At 44.8% G+C, this 23987-nt stretch carries 16 protein-coding genes; 5 read left to right on the top strand and 11 right to left on the bottom strand.

Features of this window, described 5'->3' with window-relative positions; genetic code table 11:
• Window positions 1–93: 93 nt before the first annotated feature.
• From B4Q04_RS18435 to B4Q04_RS18420, 4 genes are all read left to right on the top strand, one after another.
• Window positions 94–2343 (top strand): penicillin-binding protein 1A, encoded by a 2250-nt coding sequence (locus B4Q04_RS18435; protein WP_013992002.1) that lies wholly within the window; start codon window positions 94–96, stop codon window positions 2341–2343.
• Between the two features lie 27 nt (window positions 2344–2370).
• The gene (locus tag B4Q04_RS18430) at window positions 2371–3174 is read left to right on the top strand and encodes a Cof-type HAD-IIB family hydrolase (protein ID WP_088697681.1); all 804 of its coding nucleotides are present in this window, start codon (window positions 2371–2373) and stop codon (window positions 3172–3174) included.
• 31 nt (window positions 3175–3205) lie between these two features.
• Window positions 3206–4522 carry a DUF819 domain-containing protein gene (locus tag B4Q04_RS18425; RefSeq protein WP_088697680.1) on the top strand — a complete coding sequence of 439 codons (1317 nt, stop codon included), beginning with the start codon at window positions 3206–3208 and terminating at the stop codon, window positions 4520–4522.
• A gap of 71 nt (window positions 4523–4593) precedes the next feature.
• Window positions 4594–5061 carry a hypothetical protein gene (locus B4Q04_RS18420; RefSeq protein ID WP_123772399.1) on the top strand — a complete coding sequence of 156 codons (468 nt, stop codon included), beginning with the start codon at window positions 4594–4596 and terminating at the stop codon, window positions 5059–5061.
• A gap of 73 nt (window positions 5062–5134) precedes the next feature.
• Here the strand turns inward: B4Q04_RS18420 and B4Q04_RS18415 are convergent, their stop codons facing one another.
• The 3 genes from B4Q04_RS18415 to rpiA are packed head-to-tail and all read right to left on the bottom strand — an operon-like array spanning window position 5135 to window position 8401.
• The gene (locus B4Q04_RS18415; RefSeq protein ID WP_088697678.1) at window positions 5135–6100 is read right to left on the bottom strand and encodes an aldo/keto reductase; all 966 of its coding nucleotides are present in this window, start codon (window positions 6098–6100) and stop codon (window positions 5135–5137) included.
• 10 nt (window positions 6101–6110) lie between these two features.
• Window positions 6111–7679 (bottom strand): protein adenylyltransferase SelO, encoded by a 1569-nt coding sequence (locus tag B4Q04_RS18410; protein ID WP_088697677.1) that lies wholly within the window; start codon window positions 7677–7679, stop codon window positions 6111–6113.
• A 47-nt stretch (window positions 7680–7726) separates the two neighbouring features.
• Window positions 7727–8401 carry a ribose-5-phosphate isomerase RpiA gene (rpiA, locus tag B4Q04_RS18405; protein ID WP_088697676.1) on the bottom strand — a complete coding sequence of 225 codons (675 nt, stop codon included), beginning with the start codon at window positions 8399–8401 and terminating at the stop codon, window positions 7727–7729.
• 207 nt (window positions 8402–8608) lie between these two features.
• Here rpiA and B4Q04_RS18400 point away from each other — a divergent pair, with 207 nt between their 5' ends.
• Window positions 8609–9310 carry a DUF4369 domain-containing protein gene (locus tag B4Q04_RS18400; RefSeq protein WP_088697675.1) on the top strand — a complete coding sequence of 234 codons (702 nt, stop codon included), beginning with the start codon at window positions 8609–8611 and terminating at the stop codon, window positions 9308–9310.
• Window positions 9311–9354: 44 nt separating this feature from the next.
• On the opposite strand, the gene B4Q04_RS18395 is transcribed toward B4Q04_RS18400, so the two are convergent.
• The 8 genes from B4Q04_RS18395 to B4Q04_RS22760 form a co-directional block, all read right to left on the bottom strand.
• Window positions 9355–9624 (bottom strand): hypothetical protein, encoded by a 270-nt coding sequence (locus B4Q04_RS18395; protein ID WP_013992010.1) that lies wholly within the window; start codon window positions 9622–9624, stop codon window positions 9355–9357.
• An 82-nt stretch (window positions 9625–9706) separates the two neighbouring features.
• Window positions 9707–10669 carry a type I phosphomannose isomerase catalytic subunit gene (locus B4Q04_RS18390; protein WP_013992011.1) on the bottom strand — a complete coding sequence of 321 codons (963 nt, stop codon included), beginning with the start codon at window positions 10667–10669 and terminating at the stop codon, window positions 9707–9709.
• A 32-nt stretch (window positions 10670–10701) separates the two neighbouring features.
• A complete protein-coding gene (locus B4Q04_RS18385; protein WP_013992012.1) occupies window positions 10702–11109 on the bottom strand; it encodes a 6-pyruvoyl trahydropterin synthase family protein in 408 nt (135 codons plus the stop codon).
• Window positions 11093–11638, bottom strand: coding sequence for an isopentenyl-diphosphate Delta-isomerase (idi, locus tag B4Q04_RS18380; RefSeq protein WP_088697750.1), 546 nt, complete (start codon window positions 11636–11638; stop codon window positions 11093–11095). The genes B4Q04_RS18385 and idi overlap by 17 nt, the downstream gene beginning before the upstream one ends.
• A gap of 188 nt (window positions 11639–11826) precedes the next feature.
• A complete protein-coding gene (locus tag B4Q04_RS18375; RefSeq protein WP_088697674.1) occupies window positions 11827–18162 on the bottom strand; it encodes a gliding motility-associated C-terminal domain-containing protein in 6336 nt (2111 codons plus the stop codon).
• A gap of 61 nt (window positions 18163–18223) precedes the next feature.
• Window positions 18224–19132 carry a type IX secretion system membrane protein PorP/SprF gene (locus tag B4Q04_RS18370; protein ID WP_231854789.1) on the bottom strand — a complete coding sequence of 303 codons (909 nt, stop codon included), beginning with the start codon at window positions 19130–19132 and terminating at the stop codon, window positions 18224–18226.
• Between the two features lie 50 nt (window positions 19133–19182).
• Window positions 19183–21171 (bottom strand): gliding motility-associated C-terminal domain-containing protein, encoded by a 1989-nt coding sequence (locus B4Q04_RS18365; RefSeq protein WP_088697673.1) that lies wholly within the window; start codon window positions 21169–21171, stop codon window positions 19183–19185.
• A 60-nt stretch (window positions 21172–21231) separates the two neighbouring features.
• Window positions 21232–23987 (bottom strand): beta strand repeat-containing protein (locus tag B4Q04_RS22760; protein WP_088697672.1); only part of this gene is annotated, 2756 nt, incomplete at its 5' end.

Below are 23987 nucleotides of genomic sequence, written 5' to 3'. Positions count from 1 at the left end.
ACGGACAAAAGTAGAAAATTAGAGTTTAATCTATTGTTAAGAAGCCCAAGGGTTTCATTTTTTAATTTGATATTGCATCTAAAATTTATCGATTTGGTTTTAAAAAGAATAAAGTCCCCTTTCCTAAGATATACCTTATTGGCGACACTTGCCTTGGTGCTGTTTTTCTTTGTATTCATACTAAGTATTTATTGGGGCGCATGGGGCTCGATTCCTAACAAGGAAGAGCTTTCGGACTTTCAGTACCAAAGGGCATCGGAAGTATACACGGCAGATAGTGTGCTCATTGGCAAGTTTTACCTTTACGATAGACAGCCTATTGCTTTTGAGGCTATTCCGGAACATCTGCGCAACGCACTTGTATCGATAGAAGACGAACGTTTTTACGACCATTCGGGCATTGACTACCAAAGTTTGGGCCGTGTTGCCGTAAAGACGATACTTATGCAAGACCAATCGGCAGGTGGCGGTAGCACCCTCACCCAGCAACTTGCCAAGAATCTATATCCCCGTAGGGACAGAAAAAAAACAAATATTGTAGTCGATAAGATAAAAGAGATGGTAATCGCTTCCCGACTGGAAGACATCTACACCAAGGAAGAGATCCTTACCCATTACCTGAATACCGTTTCCTTTGGCGATAATACTTTTGGCATTGAAAGTGCATCCCTTAAATTTTTCAACAAGCAAGCCAAAGATCTTAACGTAGAAGAAGGTGCCGTTCTCGTCGGAATGCTAAAGGCCACCTATGGCTATAATCCCCGTATATTTCCTGAAAGAAGTCTCGAACGAAGGAACCTGGTACTTCAGGCCATGGCGAACAACCATCACCTTTCGAACGAAGAGAAAGATAGCCTTACCGATAAACCGCTAAAACTCGACTACCGCGATTTTGACAACAATGCCGGTCTAGCCCCATACTTTAGGGAAGAGGTAAGAAAGCAACTGCTCAAATGGAACGCAAAACAAAAGGAAGAAGGCCATGACTACAACATTTACACCTCGGGACTAAAAGTCTATACCACCCTCGATTACAATATGCAGTTCTGGGCCGAAGAGGCCATGCGCGAACACATGCAGTCGCTTCAAGGCCGTTTTGAAAAAAGCTATGGCAAGAACGCACCCTGGCGTACCAACAAAAAGCTGATTGAAAAGGTCGTCAAGCAATCAGGCATATACCAAAAACTAAAAAAGCAGGGTCTCGAACATGGACAGATCATCGATTCGCTCAGCAAAAAGAAGCAAATGGTCTTGACCGACTGGGACGGTGAAAAAACCGTTCAAGCCAGCAGTATAGATAGTATAACGCATTACATGAAATTCTTGAACACCGGCTCATTGGCCCTTGACCCAAAGACCGGTGCCGTTAAAACCTGGATCGGGGGTATAGATTTCGAACATTTTAAATTCGACCATGTTGCCCAAAGCAAACGACAGGTAGGCTCTACGTTTAAACCCATTGTTTATACCACAGCACTTGAAACGGGCATTTTACCCTGCACCTATTTTTCCGCTGAAGAAGTGGCCTATGAAAACCTAAAGGGGTGGTCGCCCAGCAACTCCGGAAAAAAAGACGAAACCTACCTCAACTATTCGATGGAGGAAGCCCTGAGCCATTCGGTAAACACCGTAGCCGTAAAGGTCTTGGAAAAGGCCGGCATCAGCAATGTATTGACCATGGCCAAAAATATGGGTATTTTCTCAAAATTGCCCGAGCAGCCCTCATTAGCCCTGGGTACCGGCGAAATTTACTTGAACGAATTGGCCGGTGCCTATGCCAGTTATGTCAACGATGGCAAGGCCGTTCTTCCCTATCTCATCGAAAAAATAACGGATAAAAAGGACTCCGTTTTAATGGAATTCAAACCGAAACGGGCGAGAAAGACCGCTTTTTCAGAGGAAACGAGACAGATTATGATCGAGATGATGAAAGGCACGATCGACAGGGGTACGGCTTCCCGAATACGTTCTACCTATAAATTGAACAATGCCATTGCCGGAAAAACCGGAACCACCCAAAACAACAAAGATGCATGGTTCGTGGCCATCACCCCCAAACTGGTGCATGTCACCTGGGTGGGACTCGACCATCATGAAATCGGGTTTAAAAGTACAAGTCTAGGACAAGGGGCCAACGCGGCATTGCCTATTTTTGCCAAGTGGATGCAAGAAATGAACAAGCATCCGTATTATAACGAAATAACAAAGGCCCAGTTCGAAAGACCCAATCCGGCCATCTTGGAAATGCTAGACTGCGAACCGGTAAAACGCGATGGTTTCTTCAAGCGTCTCTTTAAAAATCCGGATAAAAAGAAGACCAAAAAATTTAGAAAAGGAAATTAAACCCAACAAACTTTAAATACCGAACCCTTGAATTACAAAATACTCTGTTCAGACTTAGATGGTACCTTATTAACCTCAAAAAGTGATGTTTCCGAGCTAACCATTGCCGAAATACGCCGTATAAAAACGCAAATGAGAATCATCTTGGTCTCCGCAAGAATGCCGAGCGCCATGACTTATTTACAACAAGACCTTGGTATAGAAGACCAACCTATCATCTGTTACAATGGCGCCCTGATACTCGATGGCGACCAAGAACTTTCTTCGGTGCATATCGACACGGACCACCTTGATGAAATATACGGGTTGGCCAAGGCCAACGGTACCCAACTGGGCCTGTACCACAAGAACGAATGGTATGTACCCACAGACTCTGAACGGGTACAGAAAGAGATCAGGTACACCAAGACCACACCGGTTTTCAGACCCACACCGGAAACCCTTTCCGATTGGAAAGACCGCGAACTGGGGGCCCATAAAATAATGCTCATGAGTACCAAAACCAATGCCGACGCCCTGTACCCCATTCTTGAAGAAGAACTAGGCTCCTACCTCAACCTCTATCGTTCCAACGATACTTTGATCGAAATAGCCCCAAAATCAGTTTCTAAACTATCGGCCATACAATCGTTGTTGCGACAAGATGAATCATTGGAACATGTAATTTCCTTTGGCGACAATTACAATGATATTGAAATGCTGCAAAACAGTGGCTGTGGGGTAGCCGTGGGTAACGCCCGGGAGGAAGTAAAGGCCATTTCCAATGCGGTAACCCTGCCCAATACCGAAAACGGTGTGGCACACTATATTCGAAAGCATCTGGTAATTTGATTATATTTGAAAAAAAGCATTCCAAAATCATATGACCGAACCGTTATTGCCCGCTCCACTAATAACCGATGACACCGTTGTTTTTGGATTATTGGCGCTCTGCCTAGGCTTCATTTTTTATGGCTCATCTAAGGAAAAAGGCTTCTGGAGCAAATTCTACGGCATTGTTCCCGCCGTACTCATGTGTTATCTATTGCCGGGTATTCTCGCCTCTACAGGCATTATTGCAGAAAAGTGGCATACGGTAAACGAGGCGGGTGAAATCATTGCCCACAGCTCAAGACTTTACCATGTAGCCAGTCGCTATCTATTGCCTGCGGCCTTGGTGCTAATGACCTTGAGTATCGATTTAAAGGCCATTGCCAACTTAGGCTCAAAGGCATTGATTATGTTCTTAACGGGTAGCGTGGGAATTATTATTGGCGGACCAATTGCCATTTTGATCGTATCGATTTTTTCCCCCGATACCGTAGGCGGAAACGATTTTGATGCGGTATGGAGAGGACTTTCAACCATTGCCGGCAGTTGGATCGGTGGTGGGGCCAATCAGGCCGCCATGTACGAAATCTTTAAATATACGCCTGAAAAATATGGTGCTATGGTGCTGGTAGATATTGTTGTCGCCAATATTTGGATGGGCATTATCCTAATGGGTGTAGGTCGTACCAAACAAATTGACAAATGGCTCAAGGCAGATACCTCCGCCATTGAAACCTTAAAAGTAAAAGTCACTGCCTTTACCAAAAAAATCTCCCGCGTACCTACCTTAACGGATTATTTGATGATGCTCTCTTTTGCCTTTACCGCCACGGGTATTGCGCATTTCTTTGGAAATAATATTAGCGATATATTGACGAATTCTTTTGAAAGTGTAAGCAACCAAAAAAGCTTTCTGTCTTTCTTGGGTTCCAGTTTCTTTTGGATGGTGATTATTGCCACGGCAGCTGGTATAGCCCTATCCTTTACCAAGGCTAAAAACTACGAAGGTGCCGGTGCCAGCAAAATTGGCCAAATGTTCATTTATCTCCTTGTAGCGACCATAGGTATGAAAATGGACCTCGGAAAAGTACTTGAAAACCCCGGATTGATCGCTATTGGTTTTATTTGGATTTCCATTCACGCCCTTCTATTGATCTTGGTCGCCAAACTCATAAAAGCTCCTTTCTTCTTTTTGGCGGTAGGTAGTCAAGCTAATGTAGGTGGTGCCGCTTCGGCTCCCGTTGTCGCTGCGGAATTTCACCCATCCTTAACTTCCGTGGGGGTACTTCTTGCTGTTTTTGGTTATGTTGTAGGTACGGGTGGAGCACTGCTGTGTGCTTATTTGATGGAGGTGGCTTCTTCGTTTTAAATTCAAGTTTAAGCTCAAGTTTAAGCTCAAGTTTAAGTTTTTAAAATATGTTTTTCTCCAACATTACAAAAATGAGAAACTTAACGGTCTTTTTGCTTTTTATGGTTTCGATTACATATTCACAAACAGCCGAATTCGGTAATCTCACGAAAAAGTCAGAGTATAAAAACTATAAAACAAAAAGCGGATATAAAATCAATATTGGAGACACTTTAACCCTAGGTATTCCAAGCTCGGACCTAGGATTCGCTTATATCTCTCAAAATGGGCAAAGAGTATCCCATACTTTGGCAGGAAAACCAATCGTAATCGACAAATTAAAGACTTACGGAAACAAAAAAAGTGGTTACAAGATGTATGCCCAGTTTAAAGGATATGGACTTCTTCCTGTTTTGATAGATTATGAAACAGCTTTGGAACTGGGAGAGATTAAAAATCCTGATAAAAAAATAACTAGGGAACAAGCTATTGCCCAACTTAAGGAAGCTAAAGAATTACTAGATCTGGAAGTTATTACACAAAAAAATATGAAGAACTAAAAACCAAATTGACACCAATAATTATGAATGACTAGATATCGACAATCACCCTTACCTCTTATTCATTCAAACATCAATCCCAACTCAACTGACTGCGTTCTTTCCAATAGGCCGTAGAATCTACTTTTGCCTTGGTAAGTTCCGCTAGTTCTTCTTCATCTAATGTGAAGGTATTCGCCTTTAAATTTTGGTCCAATTGATTTATATCGGCCGCTCCGCTTAGCACATAGTCCGGTTGAAGATAATCCATCACAAAACGAAGTGCGATGGCATCAATACCTACTTGGTAACGTTCGGCCAGGGTCTGCAATGTCGTATAGAGAGATTTGTAGTGAGGGTATCTTTCATTGGAAAATACGCGACCGTTGGCCAAGGCTTCCTTTATGATCAATTTCTTCCCCTGTGCCTGCACCTTCCGCAGAATGGGCAAAGTGGCCTGTTCAAGCATATTGAAGGTAACTTGAAAACTATCAAAGACCACATCGCCGTTTATGCTTATTTGAAGTGCTTTTTCAATGACCTTCCTTTGATCGGGCCCACTGGTGGAAATACCGATTTTGAGTCCGGTCGTTCTTTTTATTTCCAATAGCTTTTCCAACACCGGTTGGTTTTCGAGTACCCCACTTTCAAAAGTGGCGGAATGGATTTGATAGTACCGCAAGGCGGGAAGCAGTTCTTTAGAAACCTGCCATTGCTCCGTAAGCTTCCCTAGAGAGTGTTCTTTTACTTCATGGGGACCATCATAGCCCAATTGCCAATTGGCGACATAGGTATAGCCCCATTTGGTTCCGAAAACTACGTCTGTATGCTTTCGGCCATCGTTCCAAGCCTTTAAAAATTCTTCGCCCTTTCCGTAAGACGGGGCGGTATCGAAATAACGCACTCCTTTTCCATAGGCATCATCCAATACTTTTAAAGCATTGGCCCGAAAGGCCAACTCTGACTTATCCCTTTCGCCAGAATCAATGTTGATATATTCCGGGCGGCCCAAAGCGGCCATTCCCAAGCCGATTTCTGTTTTAGGTTTTTCCTTTGTCATTGGTTCTATTCTAAGAGCTACACGACAACATAGAACAGCCTACTTTGTTTCTTGCCCAATCAGGGCGTTTGGCAAACCATTTTTCTTGTTCCGGTTGTTCGTCATAGGGCTTTTTCAAAAGTACGAACAGTTCGTCGATCAAGGCATAATCTCCTTTATCGGCAGCATCTATGGCCAATTGCGCCATATAGTTACGCAACACGTATTTAGGGTTTACGGAGTTCATTTTTTGCTTTCGTTCCGTATCGGACAGTTCTTCTTGGCCCAAACGACTCTGATACGTGGCAAACCAGACTTTCCATTTTTCGAGTACTTCACCGCTTACCTCGTCGGGCACATAGAAGGCCTCTCCCACCACTTCCATAAATGCGCCTGAATCTGTTACTTGCTTTTTAAAATTGGCCAAATTCCGAAAGAACAGAGTCATATCGGTTTCGGTCAGCTGTAGGTTTTCCTCTAAATCATCGAGTAAATGTGGGTCAAGATCATCTGCTTTATACAGTCCGATCTTAGATTTCATCATATCCCTATATTTCTGCTCGAACTTCGTCTTGAATCCTTCCAAAACGGCTTCTAAAGGTTCGGCTTCCCCGATCAAGGGGAAAATCGCATTGGCCAGTTGATATAGGTTCCACAGACCGATATTGGGCTGGTTCCCGTACCGGTATCGTTTATGCTGGCGGTCCGTGGTATTGGGTGTCCATCCATGGTCATAACCTTCCAACCATCCATATGGGCCGTAATCGATGGTCAAACCAAGAATAGATAGATTATCGGTATTCATCACACCGTGTACGAAGCCCACACGTTGCCAGTGCACCAACATCTCTAGGGTAGCATCTGCCACAGCCTGAAAAAATTGAACATAGCTTGCTTTGGAAGGCGCCCCCAATTCCGGAAAAAAGTGTTTTATGGTATAATCTACCAATGTTCCCATAGTAGCGGTATCTTCCCTTGCCGCAAAAATCTGATAGTTTCCGAAACGAAGAAAAGAAGGAGCAACCCGACAGACAATAGCCCCCTTCTCATAGGCAGGATTGCCATTGTAAAGCACATCGCGAAGCACTTGGTCGCCCGACAAGGCCAATGACAGTGCGCGTGTTGTAGGTACCCCAAGGTGGTACATGGCCTCACTGCATAAATACTCTCGAATAGACGAACGTAAAACCGCTAGGCCATCGGCTGTTCTTGAGTACGGGGTTTCACCGGCACCTTTTAACTGCAAGGCCCAATGTTTTCCGTTGTGTTCCACTTCCATAAGGTTAATGGCCCTTCCATCGCCCAATTGCCCGGCCCAATTGCCGAACTGATGTCCTCCATAACACATGGCGTACGGGGCTGTTCCGTCGAGAACGGTATTGCCCGTAAATACCTTTAGAAATTCTTCACTTCGGATATCTTCTTCTGACAGCCCTAGCTCTTCGGCCATTTCAGGGGACACGTGAACCAATGACGGCCGGGCCGTATGTTTTGGCGTCACGTACGAAAAACAGGCCCTTTCTACCTGCCTTCTGCTATTTATAGTAATAGGATCGGCCGGTAGTTCCTTATTGAAGGTATCTTGTATATTGAATTTCATCCGTTTCGTTTTATAGTCCCCTTATTTCTTCTTAAGATAGGAAAAACTTACTTTTTAAAAGAAGTAACCGTCTGCCCCTTGCCCATCAATACCAAATCGGTAGTAGACAGGAAGAGTCCGGTTTCGACCACCCCTGGAATTTGGATAAGTGTCCGGTTCAATTCCTCTAGATCATCCTTTTGAAAAATATCGACATCTACAATGCAATTGTTCTCATCGGTCTTATAGACCTCATCATTTTTCATGCGCAGCTGTGGATGCAGGTCCATTTTCCCTAGTTCTTCCATAATGTTTTGGGTAGCAAAAGGAATGGTTTCCAAAGGAAGTTTGAATTTCCCCAAACGATCGACTTCTTTTCCCGAATCGGCTATAATCAGGTTGAAACGTGAATTATGGGCCAAAATTTTCTCACGGAGCATGGCACCTCCCCCACCTTTTATCAACCGTAATTGAGCATCAAACTCATCTGCCCCGTCAATATTTATGTCGAGTGTTCCCGCATCTTCCAAGGAAATTAAGGATATACCCGCTTGCTTGGCCAATCGGGCCGTCGCATTCGACGAAGGCACCCCCTTCATTATGAGTCCGCCTGCCACCCGCTTACCGAGCTCGGCTATCATAAAAGCGGCGGTAGATCCCGACCCCAAGCCAACAAGCATTCCGTTTTTTACATACTCTGCCGAAGCAATGGCAGCATTCCATTTTTCTTTTTCAATATTCATTCAATATGTATTATTAAAATTAAAGGGGCAAGAACGTATATAGCTATTTACAGAAACTCAACCCTTATTCGTCGTAATACGAACTGTTCTCTTACGATATACCGATACAAAAGTACGCTTCTATTACAGAAAAACTCATCGATTTAAAAAATAGCTTCTTAAGGAAACCAAAAAAAATACAGATATTTGCGCTACCAAAAAACGACGATGAAGAACATATTTTTTTTAAGTGCTATTATCCTTTTATTGCTTTCTTGTGGAGGGCCTACCGAAAACACCATGAACGTTACCGGAAATGTAAAGGGACTGAAAAAAGGAACACTCTACCTTCAACACGTGCCCGATTCCGTTTTAACCACCATAGATTCGCTACAAATAGACGGTGACGGCAATTTTTCCTTTACAACGGAACTTGAAAGTCCGGAAATTTTCTATCTCTACTTAGACAAAAAAGACGCCAACGATATCAATGACCGAATTACCTTCTTTGGTGAACCGGGTACCATTACGATCAACACGACTTGGAACACCTTTGATACCAAAGCCAAAATTGAAGGCTCGGAAACCCAAAAAAAGTTGGAAGAATACCGACAAATGATGTCGAAGTTCAATATGAAGACCTTAGAGATCGTTCGATTGGCCAACGACCCGAACAAGGTTCTAGACTCGGTACAATTAGACTCGATGCAGCGATTGAGCAACCGCAACCTGCAGCGTAGTTATGCCTTTTCCTTGAATTACGCACTGAACAACAAAGACTCTTATATAGCGCCTTACATCGCCTTAAATGAAGTTCCCGATGCCAATGTAAAGTATCTGGATTCCATTTACGGTTCACTAGCGCCCGAAGTCGCGGAATCGAAATACGGCAAGCAATTAAAAACCTATTTGGAAACCCTTAAAAAGTAAAAAAGCCCGCAAATGCGGGCTTTTTCATTTAACTTCTAGAAAGTCTAGCCTAATTTGTTCACCTTTTCTACAAGGGCACCGGCTTTCTTCTCCAATTCTTGACGCACCTCTGTTAAGTGTTTCTTTCTATTGTCAACACCTCTTTGGTTTACCTTTTGGATCAAGGTATCAAAAGTTTCGATAGCCTCGTCAATAACCTTGGCTCCCTCTTTCGATTCTTGGTCGGCATTGGCAGCTTCTACAATGTATACCGCTTCAATGATGTCTCCCAAGACATTATTAATATCTTTCTTTAATTCTTTTACACTTGCCATTTTTAATAAATTTTACGCAAAAATAAGCTATTTATAATCAATTTATGCAGAAAATATACAAAGCCAAAGGTAATTTGTCGCATTAAATGGTCACTTCCAAGAGCTTAGCCCCCTCGGTGGTGATTTTTATGGTATTCGAAACCGCGGGCAAAAGGGTGGTCTCACCTCTTTTCAATTCTACCGAACCGTTCTCATTGGCAATGGTAGCCGAACCGCCCACACACATAAAAATAGTAAATGAATCGCGGCCGCTAACATCTTGGGTCAAGCCGGCATTCAAGTCTAGAAAGTCGGTTTTGAAATAAGGGCAATCTACCATGGCGTTCACCGTATTCTTCTCTTGACTATACTTCACCTTAAAATCATCTTTTTTGGTGTAATCAATGGCATCTAATGCCTGTTCGGTATGTAATTCCCTAAGGTTTCCGTTCTTATCTTTTCTATTGAAATCAAAAACACGGTAGGTAATATCGGAAGTCTGTTGAATTTCGGCCAACAATACACCTGCACCTATGGCGTGAATCTTTCCGGTATTGATAAAAAAGGTATCGCCCTCTTTTACCTTTTCATAGTTCAAAAGGTCTAATAGGGTATCGTTTTCGAGACTTTTGGCATATTCTTCTTTGGTAACATCTTTGTTGAAACCAACGATAAGGCTGGCGTCGTCATCGGCATCCATCACATACCACATTTCTGTTTTTCCGAAGGAATTGTGACGTTTTTTGGCCAACTCGTCATTAGGATGCAATTGAATGGACAGATCCTGTTTGGCATCGATAAACTTGATAAGGATAGGAAAGTCGGTTCCGAACCTATCGTAAACACTTTTCCCCAAAACATTCTCGGGCTCTTTTTCTATTAGGTCTTGTAATGAGGTACCTGCCAAATCTCCATTGGCCACTACGGAAATATCTCCCGACACGGTGGAAAGCTCCCAACTTTCACCGGTAATATCGTTTTCAATAGGTTTGCCCAAAACGTCTTTAAGCTTGGTGCCGCCCCAAAGGCGTTCTTTTAAAATAGGGTTGAATTTTAAGGGATACATAGCGTTTTTTTTATAGTTGTTTAATTTTCGCTTTAACCGGAATAGGTCACAAAATTTCGAGGGGTTTCATATAACACGACTTCCAAATCATGATTTGGATTGATGTGGGGCCGTAATTTATTCCAAATAATAATGGATATATTTTCAGCTGTGGGATTGAGGTCTTTAAATTCAGGAACTTCAATATTAAGGTTCTTATGGTCTAGGGCGTCTTCTACTTTTTCAGCTATCAAATCTTTTAAGACCTTCATATCCATTACAAAACCCGTTTCAGGGTCTATTTTGCCTGTAACGCTAACCACCAATTCATAGTTATGTCCATGGTAATTGGGGTTGTTACACTTTCCGAAGACCTGGGTATTTTTCTCATCGCTCCAATCTTTACGATATAGGCGGTGGGCCGCATTGAAATGGGCTTTTCTACTAACCTTTACTCTCATCTTCCGTTGGGTTTTGTCCGATATGATCATAGAACTTTTCAAAAATAATCTTGAACCAAGCTGTGTACAAATCGGGGTTTTGGGCTATATCTTTTTTGATGGCCTCGGGTTTCATCCACTTCCAGTCGGCCACCTCATCTGGATTGATCTTTGGCTCACCGTTATAGCTGCCCATCATTACGTGGTCTAGCTCATGTTCGGTAAGGCCATTGTCGAAAGGCGCCTTATAGATAAAGGAAAAAAGTTCCTTGAGTTCCGTTACAAAGCCCATCTCTTCTTGCAACCTTCTTTTTCCGGCCTCTATATTGCTCTCACCTACCCGTTGGTGACTGCAACAGGTGTTCGTCCAAAGTTCGGGGGAGTGGTATTTGTGGGCCGCCCTCTGCTGTAGCATGGTTTCCCCTTTATCGTTCATGACAAAAACCGAAAATGCCCTATGGAGCACGGCTTTCTCGTGCGCTTCCATTTTAGGCATGGTTCCTATCGGGTTATTGTCTTGGTCTACTAAGATGACTTCTTCCTCTTTCAATAGCAATGTTTTTCTTTGATGGGTACGACTAACTTCCTTCCTCCACAAAAATAGCACCTTTCCATTAGTATCGAACCAAGAGCTTGATAAATTATGGTTATAGATCTCCCAATTCTCCTTAAAAAAAACAAAAAACCCCTGAACCGAAGTCCAAGGGCCTTTATTTAATTCCATTTGCAAAAATCGTATCAGTTCAGGTAAATATAGCCTGAAATCGTCTTATGCTCTCCAGTGGTATCTTCATAATTTAAAATATAAAAATAGGTCCCATTTGGCAATTTTTCTTCCTTCCCAGACGTAAGCCTGGCCGTAGAATATCCTTCAAAATAATTGTTCCTTGTTCCATACGATTCAGTGGAGAATATTAAGATACCCCATCGGTTATAAATTTGGATGTTGTTGTTCGGCCGTACATCGAGCCCCGTAATGGTCAATGTGTCGTGTGCGCCATCGCCATTGGGCGTTACTACGTTATAGACCACTACCTCAATATAGGGTTCCTCCAGGTAATCGGGAACGCCGTTATTATTTTGATCGTCGTTGGCATAGTTTCCATCTCCATTGGTATCTTCATCCTGGGTGGGAATTCCATCATTATCATCGTCCGTATCCCGATAATCCAACTCATCGTCGCCATCGGCATTCGGTAGACGGTCAAATGGACGATCCATTTCATCGTTCACATCATCGTCTATAGTTTCCGAACCTTCATAACCATCGTCAAGTCCGTCGTCATCCTTATCGGAACCGATAAACGAAACATCGGCCATGCCGTCATGGTCCCTATCGTGTGCTTCTATGGCATCTGGCACATGATCATTATCACTGTCCAGGTCCAAATAATCAGGTTGGTCAGTGCCATCGGTGTTTACAGGGTACAGCCCTAGTTCAGTACCGTTTTCGTAGGCATCGTCCAAGCCATTGTTATTGGCATCGACAAGACTAGGCGCTATGTAGGCCGCCGTGGTCTGGGCCTCCACATTATCGGGTATACCATCGTTATCACTGTCTATATCCAAGTAGTCGGGTAACGAATCGCCATCCGAATCGGTAGGATTGGTCGATGGATTGTTGTCGCCATCGGCGTTCAAATCTTCCACACTGTCTAAAATACCATCGTTATCACTATCAATATCCGTAAAATCATCATCTAAAATGGTACCTATGGCCGTATCGGAAAAATCGGCGACATTTCCTGCATCGACACTTAAAATCGAAATTGTAAAGGTTTCGTCGTCTTCAAGAATTTCATCTTGGGTCGTAGGAACGTTCACTTCTCCCGTAAGACTACCAGCCGGTATGGTTATCTGAACGGTATTGTTCGTATAATCGGCCGTATCGGCAGTTCCATCCGTAAAAGCAAGGGTCAGGGTTATATCCTGTTCAAGGCAGCCCACGCTTGATAGGGTGACCGGAAAGACAATGGAACCACCTTCAACTTCACTGGCATCATCTATGCTTATGCTAGGAGTGGTCTCAACGTTCAAAACAGCCTCATCGGAATTTAAAACACTACAAACCCGCAAGGAATTTGAGACTACCACGCGATAGCGATTTCCGCTCTCACCTATAGTGGTGTTAGCGATTTCAAGCGTATGGGTATCCGTACCGGAATAGAGGCCTCCATCGGTCAAATCGGTCCAATGGCTACCATCGAACATTTGCCATTGGTACTGGTCTACGTCTGTGGCCACTACCGAAAAGGAAGCCGTTTCCCCCGAACATACACTACTTTCCGATGGTTGGGTGCTTATTACCGGACTTAATGTAGCTTCCCTATATTCGGGAATACCATTTCCATTACGATCTTGAGGCGCCGTATAGCCATCGCTAGCCGAGGTAACCAATCCGTTGGCATCGACCGTTAAGGTCGAACTTCCCAAAAGGCCATCGGCATCGCCATCGGTAAAACCAGCTTCCTCCACATCAAAACAGCCATCATTGTCGGCATCCAATTCTTGTGCATCGATACTACCGTCGGTATCGGAATCTAAAACCGTATAATTCACGGTCCTGTTATCGGGGTCGTCTTGAACACTGTCGGGAATACCATCTGCCCCAACCGTACCGGTCAACACCCCATTTGAGAGTGGGGCCCCGTGGCCTGCCTCATCGGCATCATAAATTCCGTCATTGTCGCTATCCAAATCAAAGGCATCGGGGATACCATCGTTATCGGTATCGATACAATCCGTAGGTGTGCTGTACTTAAGGCTCACTAGATCCAATGCCGCCCCGGAAGATGCATTCGTTGCAAAAGGTTGCGCGGAAAAACGTACCGTAATTTCATCGGTCGACGCTACGAAAGTGCGTTCTTCATAAAACCATTTTTTAGGCCCGACCTGGCCACCTACTTCCCCGGTAGCGATAGTGGTCAAGGTTTCATCTAAAATAGGCACACCGTTCGCATCGATAATATCAAAATCCAAGGTTACCGTCTGGCCGCTTAAGTGTGCGATATCTTCGCCCCAGTAGAAAGAAAAGGTATAACTTTCCCCTTGTACCAGGGTGACCTCTTGTGTAATTTCGTTCGAAACCCCACCGGTAACATTGTTGTTTCCTACTAAATCTAAATATTGCGAGCCGTCAATGGCCGGAGCAAACGTACCTGCCCCGAAGGATCCTCCGTTGACCCAACCATCCAAGTTTTGGGTATAGGTCCATCCGGTCAGGCTATTGGTATTGTACGTGGTTCCTATAAAGGTTCCATTGGCCCCTGTAAACCCGTCGGGAAAAGCAGTGGCATCGGTAAAATTGTCCTGTTCAAAAGAGCCGTTGATAATAAAATTACCACAGCCTTCATCGGTATCAAGTATGCCATCGTTATCATCATCCAAGTCTTCGGCATCCACTACACCATCGTTATCGTTATCGGGCCTATCGTCCGTAGTGTCCCTAAAGTCCACATCACCGCCCGAACCTGCGTCGCTGTCCCCGTCCGGCAATACCAGAGGCCCCGTTAGCGGGTTGTCTATAGTTCCTCCGGGATCCGTATATCCCGAGGTATCGGCATCGAGGGCATCGTCAAGACCGTCATTATCGACATCCAAGCCATTGCGTACGATGCGGGCTTCGGTAGTATCGTCTCCACCTTCATTATCGGAATCAAGATCTAGATAATCGGGATTGTCGGCACCATCGGTATTCGTAGGAACAAGTCCGGACGGATAAGCCATATCTACACCATTGGCATCTACGGTTCCGTTTGGAGCTAGGTAGGCCGCGGTGGTCTGCGCTTCCACATTATCGGGAATACCATCGCCATCACTATCTAAATCCAAATAGTTGGGAATAGAATCCGTATCATCGGGGCTTTCGGCAAGGGTATACGTAACCGTAGCCCCTTGTGTATCGTCGGATTCAATACCGTTGAACAGCCCGTTATTGCCAAAATCAACGGCGGTTCCATCAATTCGACCATCGGTATCGGCATCAACCTGACCATGGCCCGCTTCAACCCCGTCAAAGATTCCGTCGTTATCGGAATCGAGGTCAAATATATTCGGGATACCATCACCGTCGGTGTCACAGTTCTCGACTTTTACGCCGTAATCAACACTCGCTAAATTGTCTCCGTATATGCCATCGTTATAATAAAAATATAAAGGTCCGCTCGTAGTCGCTATTGGAATACTACCCGGAACCAGGGGGTCAACGGGCCCCAATAGCTCATCAACGCCATCCTCATATGTACCGTTAGCGTTCACATCAACAATACCATAAAAAACATAAAATCCGCTATTTACCAAACCTCCCGTTGCCGCGGAATTGGCAGGATGATAGGTAAAGTCGGAATTGTAGACCGCCGTTACCCCATTGAGGGTCGCCCCTCCGCTAGTTGTATTGGTCAAATAGATATTGATCGTTTGACCCGCAAAAGGCCCATCGACAGCTTTCCCGGTGAGAATGCCTGCCGCCGATACATTTTGAATATCCAAAATATACTTGACGCCAGCTTCCAGCACGGCATTGGAATTTTGCAAGGTATTTACATTGGAACGTACATTTTGCCCTGTTACGATATGGGCACAAACATTTTCATCGGTATCCAAAATACCGTCGTTGTCGTCATCAAGGTCTACCTCATCTGCAATACCATCCCCATCGTTATCGGGTCTATCATCGGTAGCATCCCTAAAATCAACATCACCGCCTGAATGCACATCGTGGTCTTCATCGGGAAGTTGAACCGAGCCGATTGTAGGGTCGTCTATAGTGCCTCCCGGATCTGTGTAGCCCGTAAGGTCGGTATCGATAGCATCATCGAGACCATCATCATCCACATCGTTGTTCGCCAAGGTTATACCCGCCTCCATGGTATCGTTTCCTCCTTCGTTATCGGAATCGAGGTCTAAATAATCTGGATTATCCGTGGTATCGGTATTTACGGGTGAAACACCCCCTAAGTAAGCCGAGTTTACACCGTTATTGGCACGATATGTCGCCTCATCATCAGGGTTCGGAGCCTGATATGCCTGAGTGGACTGTGCCTCTACATTATCGGGAATGCCATCGCCGTCGCTATCTAAATCTTTGTGATCGGAAATACCGTCATTATCAAAATCGGCAAGACAAAAGGTCGGCTGTATAAATCGTGTCGATGTGTTCGAGCTATGGACAAAGTTCAATACAATACGGCTCACCGGTCTTTCAAAATAAAAGTAAATGGCCCCGTTAACATCGTCTGCCGGATCGTTGCCATCCGAATCAAAACTACCGGCCACAAAGGTATTTCCTGTTTGAGTAATACCCGAGCCGACCAACACGAGACCCTCCACATCTAGGTCGTACATTACATTATTCTCATCGTAAACCTCAATGGTGTATTGGGTGCCATTATCGAAATCGGTCATCTTAAAAAAGACATTTTCGATAGGCGTGCCATAAGTTGAGGTCAAACTTCCCGTGTCTCCCGCTTGCCCTTCTATTCGGATACCATGACCGTTCAAGCCCGTATCATAGGTATATATGTTCGTACTTGCAACTTTGCTAACCGTATAGCTTACATCGGTTCCCACGAGAGCGTAGGTAGCATCGGTAATAGGATTCCCCATACCGACCGTGCCGGACAGGTTTGTGTTTTCACAACCTTCCGTTGTGTCTAAAATACCATCGTTATCATCGTCTAGATCAACTACGTCGCCTACGCCATCGCCATCGGTATCGGGACCGTTCAAGGCGTCTAGGCACAGGGTAAAGGTATCGGTCGTAGTAATATACCTGTTATCGACCGTGAGATAATAGATTTCCCCCGGTGTAAGGCCCCAGTGCCGGATTCTCAAATCATCTTCCGGATCCGAATAGGTGGTACACGCCAATTCGGTAACGGCATCATTTTCCCAAAGCGCCATATAGGCATGGCGAAGGGTTCCCTTACTATCTCCCCTATCCATTCTTATATCGATCTTGCCTGAAGGAGGGGCTACAAAACTGAACCATTTGTTGTGGTTGACCAAGTCTGTCCAGCACGAAGCCGTGTTTTGATCAAAGGTAGCACCCAATGTTGTGTAGGCCGCATCGGGAGAACAGGTACCTATTAGGCCCGTTATATCGGTCGCCCCTTGGTAGTAATCGTTCGTTGCCTGATCGCTCAGGCAGAGGGAAAACGTATCGAGGGCGTGAATGTATCGGTTATCGACCGACACATAATAGGTGTTGCCAGGGGTGAGTCCCGTGGCCAGAAGGGAAATATCATCGTAATGACGGCCCGTCCTATGGGTATTACAGGCCAATTCGGTAACACCATCACTGTCCCACAAGGCCAAATAAGCGGTCTGCAGGGTTCCTTTTTCATCGCCCCTATCCAGTTTTACCTCAATATTTCCGGTTGCCGGGGCGGTAACCTCGAACCAAACATTTCTGTGGGGACCCGTATACCAGCACGAACCTGCATTTCGATCAGCGGATGCCCCAAGAGTGGAAAAGACCGCATCCCCGGAACACCCGTTCATAAAGGAATCGATATTTATGGCCCCTTCCAAGTAATCGTTGGTCGGGGTATCGCTAAGACATAACTTAAAGGTCTCGGCACCGGATGGTGTGCCGTAATGGCGGTCTACGGAAAAAAGGTAGGTATCGCCAGGAGTAAGTCCGTTGGCCAAAATCGAAATATCGTCGCTAACGGTGTCAAATGAACTACAAGCAATCTGGGTCGTACCCGTAGCGTCCCAGAGGGCCATCATGGCATAACGCATATCACCCGTCATGTCACCTGTTATGGTTCCCCTGTCCAAGTTGATCTGTATGGTACCCGTGGCGCTCGCCACAAAACTGAACCATACATTGGCATTAGGTCCCGAGGGCCAGCAAGAACCCGCACTGCCATCGGGCGTAGCATTTAATGTCGTATAGGCCGCATCGGCCGAGCAACTATTTAAGGAAAGGGGAATGGCATTGGCCCTATTATCGTTTGAAGGCTGAGCCCATAAGGACTGCCCCATAGACAAAAACAGCAGCATTAGAAAACTATAATACCTGAGGTACTCACCAAAAAAGTGGGAATTTCTTTTTCTTCGAACACGCATTTACTAAACGTTTAAGTTATATATACGGGATATTATAAATCGATGTGTTTTTTGTAAAACCCTAAAAGAAGCGGGGAGATTTTAAATTCCCCTTAGTGCTTATAAAGTCATATCGCAAGATGGCCTCAAAAGAACCCGAATTATAGATTGCCGCACCCAACTCGGTAACTTCTCGATCATAGGCCAGGCCAATCAAGAATTTTTTCGAAATATTAAAGCCGACCATACCACTAAACGCGGCATCCCAACGATAGGCGGCCCCTAGAATAAACTTTTCGCTAAACATAAAGTTGGCCGAAACGTCTACCTGTAAGGGAGCACCTGTTACCAACTTGGTCAATAAAGCCGGTTTAAACTTGACATTATCGTTTAGATCCCACACGTAACCAGTAATCAAATAAAAGTTCATCTGTTCTTTTGCGGTAGAGGGGTCAGGCCCATCCTTAAAGTGGAGCGTCTGTAAAATTCGCGGTACGGAAAGTCCCGCATAAAACCTTTCATTGTGGTAATAGACCCCTGCCCCTATATTGGGCGAAAACTTATTTTCGATATCGTTCTGGAGACTTGCATCACTTGTATACTGGTTGAGTTCTGAAAAGCGAACATCCAATAAATGGCCACTCCCCTTAAGGCCGAAGCTTAACCTTCCTTCGGTAGAAGTATATACCGTATATGAAAAATCTATGTCAAAATAGGTCTCTGAAGTGGGACCGATCTTATCGTTTACTATGGACAGGCCCAGCCCCACGCCCCTATACCCGATAGGCGAATGTAGATTAAACGTTTGGGTGGTTGGCGCCCCATCTAGCCCGACCCATTGCGAACGATGCAAAAGAGCCGTACTTACATGGCCACGGGAACCTGCATAGGCGGGGTTCACGCTTACCGTATTGTACATATATTGGGTGTATTGGGAATCTTGTTGTGCAATGGCATTTTGAATACTTGCCACTAATAGCAGGGCTAGCATTACACCAAATTGACGAGCGGTTGTTATGAGATTTGGGATCATCGTTACTACTATCGGTTAATGTATATATATCCTGAAAGGGATTGCTGCTCCCCTTTAGCATCCTTGTAATCTAAAATATAGAAATAGGTACCTACCGGCAGTTTTCTATCGGTATCAACGGTCACCCTTCCTTGGGAGGTACCGTCAAACACGTTGCCCTCGGTATTATAAGCCTGTGTGGTATAGACCAAAACACCCCATCTGTTATAGATCCGGATGGAATTATCGGGATATTTTTCCAGGCCTGTAATCGTAAGAAAATCATGTGCCCCATCATTATTGGGCGTTACCACGTTAAACACTTCAATAGGGTCTTCCTCAACATTAGGCTCTAAGTACTCAGGTATTCCGTTGCCATCGGTATCGTCATTGGCGTAATTTCCATCAATATTAATGTCTTCATCCTTACTTTGAATACCATCATCATCATCATCGGTATCCCTATAATCGACCTCCCCATCACCATCTGTATTCAGTAGATCATTGTACGGATCGTCGATTTCGTCATTGACATCGATATCAATAATGGTTTCTCCCTCATAGCCATCATCAAGGCCATCACGGTCCTTATCAGAACCGATAAAGGTTACATCGGGAATACCATTTCTATCGTGGTCATGAGCCTCAATACTATCAGGTACATTATCATTATCACTATCGGCATCAACGTAATCGGGAATACCGTCGTTGTCGGTATCTTCCGGGATAATGCCCAATAATCCATTTGTTTCATAGGCATCGTCAACCCCATTTCCGTTGAAATCCTCTCCGCTTGGCGCCACATAGTCAAGCGTAGTCTGGGCCTCAACATTGTCGGGGACTCCGTCATTATCACTATCGATATCCAAATAATCGGGAATACCATCGTTGTCGGTATCGGTGGGGTCCGTTGCCGGATCGTTATCGGCATCTAGATTCAAGTCCTCAAAACTATCAAGTATACCATCGTTATCGGTATCAAGGTCGATAGCGTTGGTAACCAAAATGCTTACCGTAGCGGTATCACAATTACCGACCGTATCGCAAAGGGTATAGGTAAACGAATCGCTACCGTTAAAATTTGTGTTTGGCGTATAGTTCCATATATCATCCGATAGGTCATTGGGGGTTCCGCCATCATTGCGGGTCAAAGTTCCATTGGAAGGGTCGGTTGAGGTTAGGCTTCCTGCGGAAGGAAGGTCATTGTCATTGCCGAGAATATCCAATGCTATAGGGGCATCTTGTGTCGTTGCAAAGCTATCATCAATAGCATCTAAAATAGGAAGCACATCGACCGTTACCGTAGCCGTACTACAATCGCCATAGATATTACAGACCGAATAATTAAAAGAATCGGGACCGTTGTAATCGGGGTTAGGAATATACGTTACGATATCATCGGTGGGGTCGTTAGGTGTTCCGTTGTTAGCAACATTAACGGTACCGTTTGTCGGATTGGTAGTCGTAAGCCTCCCTTCGGTCGGCAACTCACTATCATTTGCAAAAATATCTACAATTACCGAATCGTCTTCGTCTACAGTAACCAAATCATCTACCAGAATGGCCGATTCATCGATACAGACTACGGTAAAGCTGGGCAAATTCTTGGCGTTTCCCGCCTTGGTAATGGTGGCAACATACCGTTCGAGTGTTTTGGTAGCAATCACCATCGGGGCATTTTGGTCACCCGGCAAAGGAGGTGTCCAGCTAACCGAAGCTCCAGGAGAAAGGTGGGCCGTATTGTCACTGATATCAAGTGTAACCTCGTTGTAAGGGGAATTACAATTGGTCACAATAAAATAACTCGTCGCGTTCTTACCGCATAAAGTACCATCATAGGTCGCGAAATAGACTCCCTGATCGGTTACTTCCAAAAACGATTCGGTACTTAGAACCGTACCCGTATCTTGTGCCTCATACCAACGAAAATTGGTTCGGGTCTCTTCTGCCGAATCCGGCGGAGCCTGTAATACATACTGAGCATTAGATACCACAAGCCCCAATAAGGTAAAAACCATACTGAGGACAAGTTTTTTATATGTAGATTTCGCTTTCAAATCGACTGCTTATCTTGTTTATTATTTAACAACAAAAACTACGTTTATCAATGAGTTGTAACTTGCGGGTTGGGCAATAACATCATAGGTCATGACGCCAAATTCATCGACCGAAACATTGGCAAAAACGGCGGTATCGTAATAAGTGACATAGTAATACAATTCGTTATTCGCATATGTTGGAATAGCTGACGGTGCCGAAGTACTAGCTACCATTGGTGAACCGAATTGAGCTATGTACTGATCGTGTAAGTTTATGGTTCTTCCCGTACCGTTTGTAGAAGCATCTACTTCAATGGATGGAGGATAGAAAACCTTTGAGGCCTTTAATGAATTTATTTCAACAATGTCACCATCTGCCTCAACACCTAATAGTGATGTGGCATTACCGGTTACAGCATTAGATCCATAATCAGAAAAACGTACGGTTCCACCTTCTACATCTAACTTAGCATCCGGTGAATTTGTTCCGATACCTACTTCATTACTCAGACCATCAGTAAATAATAAATGGGTGTCTGACGTACCTTCTACCCTGAAATCATAATCTCCACCACCTTCATTGATCGTTACCCTGTTATCTACCCTTAAATAAGAATTTGTAAGGATTCCGTTCGTAAATCCACTGTTATGATTTATACGCAACCAAGTATCGGAATCTCTTAAGACCTCCTTACCGTTCATAAACAGATAATCGTTAAGCTCAATGTTCCCCTCGACGTCTAAAGCCCTATTATTGGTTATAGATGTTTTTCCAATAGCAACATTACCCTCGGTGAAAATATCATCGGTAATGGCATCTGGAGCAGATGTACCCCCGACTTCATACCAGTCGTGATCGGCCAAAGCGCTCAAGTCAACGCTATTCCCCGAAGTGGCCGGATTGGTCAGGGTGAGTGTCGAGCCCGTCAGGCTTAAGTCCGACAATTCGTTTGTAGGATCGGCATCGGCATCCCGAATGTCGATAGTGGTATTCGAGCCATCAGTTATCTGTATCTCTACGGATTGATTGGGCACCACTACCGCACTGCCCAAATTTTGATCATCCCTAAAATCGGTAAGATCAACCGTAGTATCCGCACTGGTGCCATTCGCCAAGGTGATGATGTTTCCCGATAGGCTGATCTGTTGGTTATCGGTGTTTGCCAGGCTCGATAAGTTTACCGTCTCAGAACTACCATCTTCTATTCCAATGGTCAGGGTAGTTCCCGATAGCCCGGAACCTTTTATACTTTGATTATCGGCCAGGGCGGCCAGACTCACGGTATCAGAACTACCGCCTTCGATACCTACCGTTAACGTTGTTCCCGAAAAGGTCAAGTTTTGAATATTTTGGTTGTCCGTTCCCGGATTGTCCAAATGTGATAAGTCTACGGTTTGCGCTGTACCATTTTCAATACCAACAGTAAGTATATTCGAGCTTGTATTAATTGCAAGGTCTTCAATATTCTGATTATCGGTGTTGTCTAAATAAGGACTTAAATCTACTTGGTTCGCAGGAGTAGCCGGGTTTGTCAACGTCAGAATATCACTTGCCAAGCTTAAATCGGTAAGTTCGTTGGTCGCGCTGTTATCGTTATTGGCCGGAAAGTTGACCTCCAAATCATAGTCCCCATCGGTCTCGCTCAAGGTCACAGAGCCATCCGTAGAGGTCAAGGCCTGGATTTCGTTGTTCGGGTCCGCATCGGCATCGTCCGTATCGACCGTTACCGAACCTCCATCTACCAAGGAAATCGTTTTTCCCGTAGCGTCAATCGACAGGTCCTGTGTATCCGTATTCGTGTATGCGGACAAATCGATATCCGTGGCACCCGTATTATTCGTGACCTTTAGGATGTTTCCCGTAAGGCTTAGATCTTGTATCTCGTTATTTGGGTCGGCATCGGCATCATCCGTATCGACCGTTACCGAACCGCCATCTACCAAGGAAATCGTTTTTCCCGTAGCGTCAATCGACAGGTCCTGTGTATCCGTATTCGTGTATGGGGACAAGTCGATATCCGTGGCCCCCGTATTATTCGTGACCTTTAGGATGTTTCCCGTAAGGCTTAGATCTTGTATCTCATTATTTGGATCAGCATCGGCATCATCCGTATCGACCGTTACCGAACCGCCATCTACCAAGGAAATCGTTTTTCCCGTAGCGTCAATCGACAGGTCCTGTGTATCCGTATTCGTGTATGCGGACAAGTCGATATCCGTGGCCCCCGTATTATTCGTGACCTTTAGGATGTTTCCCGTAAGGCTTAGATCTTGTATCTCATTATTTGGGTCGGCATCGGCATCATCCGTATCGACCGTTACCGAACCGCCATCTACCAAGGAAATCGTTTTTCCCGTAGCGTCAATCGACAGGTCCTGTGTATCCGTATTCGTGTATGAGGACAAGTCGATATCCGTGGCACCCGTATTATTCGTGACCTTTAGGATGTTTCCCGTAAGGCTTAGATCTTGTATCTCGTTATTTGGATCAGCATCGGCATCATCCGTATCGACCGTTACCGAACCGCCATCTACCAAGGAAATCGTTTTTCCCGTAGCGTCAATCGACAGGTCCTGCGTATCCGTATTCGTGTATGGGGACAAATCGATATCCGTGGCACCTGCATTATTCGTGACCTTTAGGATATTCCCCGTAAGGCTCAGATCTTGGATCTCATTATTTGGATCAGCATCGGCATCGTCCGTATCCAAGGCATCGACATAAGCCTTAGTGGCCGCGTCCTGTGGAGCGGTTGGGTCGGCCAAGTTCGTGATGGCCTGGTTGCCAGCACTTG

It is taken from the genome of Zobellia sp. OII3 (genome assembly GCF_002211465.1).
Lineage (GTDB): Bacteria > Bacteroidota > Bacteroidia > Flavobacteriales > Flavobacteriaceae > Zobellia > Zobellia galactanivorans.
Note: the sequence above shows the minus strand (reverse complement) of the source record. Positions and strands in the feature narration are given on the sequence as shown.

Excerpts from the sequence above, each read along its gene's own strand:
- rpiA (WP_088697676.1), bottom strand. The coding sequence starts at position 8,401 with ATGAATATTGAAAAAGAAAAATGGAATGCTGCCATTGCTTCGGCAGAG.
- B4Q04_RS18365 (WP_088697673.1), bottom strand. The coding sequence starts at position 21,171 with ATGGTTTTTACCTTATTGGGGCTTGTGGTATCTAATGCTCAGTATGTA.
- B4Q04_RS18395 (WP_013992010.1), bottom strand. The coding sequence starts at position 9,624 with ATGGCAAGTGTAAAAGAATTAAAGAAAGATATTAATAATGTCTTGGGA.
- B4Q04_RS18390 (WP_013992011.1), bottom strand. The coding sequence starts at position 10,669 with ATGTATCCCTTAAAATTCAACCCTATTTTAAAAGAACGCCTTTGGGGC.
- B4Q04_RS18385 (WP_013992012.1), bottom strand. The coding sequence starts at position 11,109 with ATGAGAGTAAAGGTTAGTAGAAAAGCCCATTTCAATGCGGCCCACCGC.
- B4Q04_RS18425 (WP_088697680.1), top strand. The coding sequence starts at position 3,206 with ATGACCGAACCGTTATTGCCCGCTCCACTAATAACCGATGACACCGTT.
- B4Q04_RS18400 (WP_088697675.1), top strand. The coding sequence starts at position 8,609 with ATGAAGAACATATTTTTTTTAAGTGCTATTATCCTTTTATTGCTTTCT.
- B4Q04_RS18410 (WP_088697677.1), bottom strand. The coding sequence starts at position 7,679 with ATGAAATTCAATATACAAGATACCTTCAATAAGGAACTACCGGCCGAT.
- B4Q04_RS18415 (WP_088697678.1), bottom strand. The coding sequence starts at position 6,100 with ATGACAAAGGAAAAACCTAAAACAGAAATCGGCTTGGGAATGGCCGCT.
- B4Q04_RS18375 (WP_088697674.1), bottom strand. The coding sequence starts at position 18,162 with ATGCGTGTTCGAAGAAAAAGAAATTCCCACTTTTTTGGTGAGTACCTC.
- B4Q04_RS18370 (WP_231854789.1), bottom strand. The coding sequence starts at position 19,132 with ATGCTAGCCCTGCTATTAGTGGCAAGTATTCAAAATGCCATTGCACAA.
- B4Q04_RS18420 (WP_123772399.1), top strand. The coding sequence starts at position 4,594 with ATGAGAAACTTAACGGTCTTTTTGCTTTTTATGGTTTCGATTACATAT.